General features: G+C 57.6%; 2 protein-coding genes. Both read left to right on the forward strand.

Annotated elements, in window-relative coordinates; all coding sequences use genetic code 11:
• Positions 1–311: 311 nt before the first annotated feature.
• On the forward strand, positions 312–1,898 hold the full coding sequence (locus HPY55_16270; protein ID NPV72162.1) for a DUF1670 domain-containing protein: 1,587 nt from the start codon (positions 312–314) through the stop codon (positions 1,896–1,898).
• Complete coding sequence (locus tag HPY55_16275; GenBank protein ID NPV72163.1) at positions 1,895–3,232, forward strand: DUF1670 domain-containing protein; 1,338 nt, start codon at positions 1,895–1,897, stop codon at positions 3,230–3,232. The genes HPY55_16270 and HPY55_16275 overlap by 4 nt, the downstream gene beginning before the upstream one ends.
• Positions 3,233–4,015 lie beyond the last annotated feature (783 nt).

Consider the following 4,015-nt stretch of genomic DNA (forward strand, 5'->3'; position numbering starts at 1 on the left):
TTACCACGCTTCAGCCGCTCCAGATGGGGATCTGCCGTACGGCGTCAGGCGAGGTGTGGCAGAGCTCTCCCGTCACCAAAGCCCAGCACGAGCTTTTCACGAAACTCTCCCTCAAGCTGCCACCCAAATACTACAAACTCCCAACCCCCAAATCCTGTCAGCAATAGTAACACGCCTCCTCTCCACACAGACCTTATAAATGGCGTAGCTACGCCATTTTCAGCGTTAACGTGTTACTATCCACTGTTCAAGACCGGATAGCGGTGATATGGTATATTGGGCTCAGAAGCGCTCGGAGGGGGCGGAGAAAGATGGGACGGCCCAAACGTTATCGGGAACGCATTGAATTCGAGATGCACTCGGTACAAGCCAAGAGCGTACAAAGCCTCATAAGCCAGGTATTGCAGAAAGACTTCGGTTGTAGCCGGCTGAAGGCGGAAGTCCTGTCCCAACGCAGTCTCGGCTGGTTACGAACATTAGGAGTCCCTGAGGTGCCGGGACAGGTTCGTCTTGCGGTTCCGGCCACGCCGTCCCGACGATACGCCCGCGAGCGCCGAATGATGGCCACCATCACCGCAGTCGATGTGGGAGAAGACACCGAGATCTGGCGAGTTTATGGACTGGCTGCTCTGCAACGCAGACGGCTATTGCGCTGGTTATACGAAATCTACCGTTCAGGAGGCTGGGCCAGCCTTGCTGAGTTAGCTGCTTGGGCTAACCTCACCCCGACCGCCCTGGGTGCCAGACTGGCTCCCATACGCCGACACGGGATCTGGCTACCCCATGTTGGCGGACCTGAGCCGCGTGAAGATCGATTGGCGTTGGAACCGTGGCTCGTTGCCCGCTACCTGGAGGAAGGGCAGGTGGAATCGTTGCGGGCTCAGTGTGGCCTGACGCTGGCTTCCTGGGAGAACCTCCTGTATCGCTTCCTGCAGGTGGTCAGTGCAGCGGACATCGGGACCGAGCCCGAGGTCTTGGCCAACCGGTATGGCTTCAGCCTCCTTGAAGTCTGCCAACTGCTCGCGGTATCGCGCAAATACCGTCATCAGCCGTTATTCAAAGAACTTGCAGCCAGCTATGGTGACTTCATCTGCTCTTCTAGTTCCGCTGAGATTGAGGATGAACTCACGAAGCTCTATGGTTTCTCGCCGGTTAGCGCAAGGCTGTACCACGAGTGGCTTGCGGAGCTGGCAGCACGCCTTAGCACGACTTCTCTTGGCCCCGGCGAGATGATCTTCCTGGCGATATCCGCCGACGAGGGTGCCCGGGCCAGGTTAGTTGAAGCGAGACACATCCCTGTGCGGCTCCGGTACTTTACGGAAGATGACGCCTTGGAAGGGCCTTACGGAGATTGCCCCAGCAAGGTTTCCGGGCTGAAGTTCAACCGCCTGGTGCGCTATGCCACCGAAGCTAGAGCCCAAGGAGCGCTCTTGACGCTGCCGGACCTGGCGGTCCTTATGGGGATACACGTGGATGCCATTCGGCGGCAGCTAGCTGCCCACCCTGAAGTGGTGGTGCCGACCAGAGGGCGACTAAAGGACATCGGTCGAGGGGTGACCCACAAGGCAGAGATCGTGGAGATGTACTTGCAGATGCACACGGAGACGGAAATTGTGGAACGCACTGGCCACAGCTATGAGAGCGTGGAGGCGTACTTGCGAGAGTTCGCACGGGTCGTCACCCTTGCCGACCAGGGAATGAACCCTGTTATGATCCGCCGCGTAACGGGACGATCCATGGCGCTGGTTAAAGCATACCTTGAGCTTTATCGTCGTTACGACCAGCCTGATTATCACTTCCGCTTGGCCCAACTGCGTAACGTGTTTACGCGGGGAGAGATCCTTGGCCAAAAAAAGGGGCGGCATTTCCCCTACCTTATCGGGGGTGCCGAAAGATGAGGTGGCAGGAAGAGGTCTTTGGGCCCCTTTTAGCCCGCACGGTGGAGAATGCCCAAATCCAGCATCTGGCTGAGCACTATGATCTCGCGCGCGATTCCCGTCTTGCCCAGGCCATTGTTCGATACGTTAACGAGGTACTGGATGCTGAGGAAAAGCGCCGCCAGGTAAAGAGGGTACGCCCGGGGGAGTTATTGTTGAGAACCCACCGAGGCCCCCTAACGGTTGCTGTGCGCACGTCCGAAGACATCGCCCGGGTGGTGAATGGTGAGCGCCTGGACAAGGTGCGACGCGACATTATCGAGCGCGCCAAGGCACAATACCGCGAACTCTTTCCCGAGGCCTCTCCAGAGGCAGTGGAGCGTTTCATTCGCTGTATCTGGCCTGGGTACGCCCCGCGCGGCGCGGTCCCGAGCGCCCTTTGGGGTCCGCGCAAAAAGCGGCCGTGGGGTGCTATTTCCTATGATGGCCATCCTCTGGTGGAATTGGACGTCGAACGGGGTCGCCGATGGGTGGAGCGCGGGGAGCCCCGTCCCGGGCACTTTCCTGAAACCTACCAGAAACTTGCCCACTATTTGAGCGTCCAAGCTGGCATTCCGCCAGCAATCCAGGAACCAATGATCCTGGATCTCATGGCCATCCGCGCCCGGTTTTGCCCAAGGCTCACTACCCTGGCCAGCGGTCAGATGCCCCTGGTAGCCATGCACGTGAAGTCTGGACGCCAGCTTTGGCAGCCAAGTCGTTACCAGCCCATGGCTCCGGTGGTCGTGACGCTCCTCGCCGACGACGAGGGACGTATTCTACGTTACAGCCCGCCGGTGTCCTACGAAGAATTCCTTGGACTCTACGGACGCCGCATCGCCCGGGTCCTAACCGAGGCTTACACCCAAGACGGGCTACTCTCTTTCTCAGAGCTACAGTGGGCATTTCTGGCTTCCACCGCGACCATATCAAGAGCTATCGATCATTATCAGAAGCAGCACCAGGTGATCCTGCCTTGTCCGGGCACCGTGCTCGATATGGGTCGCATGCTTACCCATAAGGACCTCGTAATCCGTCTATGCCTCCAGGGTCTTTCTGTCCTGGAGATCGCCCGGCAGACCTATCACAGTCCCCGTTCTGTCGACGCCTACCTTAAGGCATTTGATTCCGTACTCATACTGCATCTTTACGGCATGAGCCCAGGCCTAATGGCAACAGTCCTCGGACGAGGCGAGTCTCTCATCCGTGAGTACCTCGAGATCATCGAGACATATCTGAAGGATGCCGACACCATGCGTGATTACTTGCGCAAACGAGGCGTACACATCCCCGCTAAAATACCATATAGCGGTTGACAGGTTCGAGGAAAGCGGGCAAATCGAGTCCACGATCTCCTCAAGGCCGAGCAGGTACATCAGGGGTTTTAGTAGGAAGAGGTTGCCGATGACCTTGGACTCGTATCGCTTGAAGACCCCTGAGGGGTAGGGGTTGAAGCTACCATGGTGGTGTTTTCTTGGATTCCTCAAGGGCATATGCGTCGGCCTCACTTGCGTAGTCTTTAGGCCGTATTCGACATATATGCCCCGGGTACCTTCCTCATAATATTCTGACTATCGATTGAGAATATTCAGGTTTTCTACTGCGGAAAATGGGCTTAGTGCAGGCTACTGAATTCAAACCTGAGCGGGGGTTCGTTAATTCCTCCCGGTTTTCCAGTGGGCAGGGGGCTGTCGGTGTTGCACTCGGGGACGGCGCCCCAAGCGGGGCACGCTTCGCCGAAATCCGGCCCGTCTAAGTATAGCGCCATAAGTTTGCGACACTTCTTCTGGCGGTGTCAGGGTTGCCGGTGCTTGCTAGGGCGGGGCGTTGAGAATTTGGCCAGCCCGTACGCCAAATTCGAACGAGGCGCGCCGCAAGCGCGCCGTCCCCGGAGTGCAACACCGGCAACCCTGGATAGGACTTGCGCACTGGAAAGCAGCGCAAACTTGTGACGATCTACTTAGCCAGTGGCCCTGTCAACCGCTATATGGTATTTTAGCGGGGATGTGTACGCCTCGTTTGCGCAAGTAATCACGCATGGTGTCGGCATCCTTCAGATATGTCTCGATGATCTCGAGGTACTCACGGATGAGAGACTC

This window comes from Bacillota bacterium (assembly GCA_013178305.1).
Classification (GTDB): Bacteria; Bacillota; Sulfobacillia; order JABLXB01; family JABLXB01; genus JABLXB01.

Coding starts and splice junctions, on each gene's coding strand:
- HPY55_16270 (NPV72162.1), top strand. CDS start 312: ATGGGACGGCCCAAACGTTATCGGGAACGCATTGAATTCGAGATGCAC.
- HPY55_16275 (NPV72163.1), top strand. CDS start 1,895: ATGAGGTGGCAGGAAGAGGTCTTTGGGCCCCTTTTAGCCCGCACGGTG.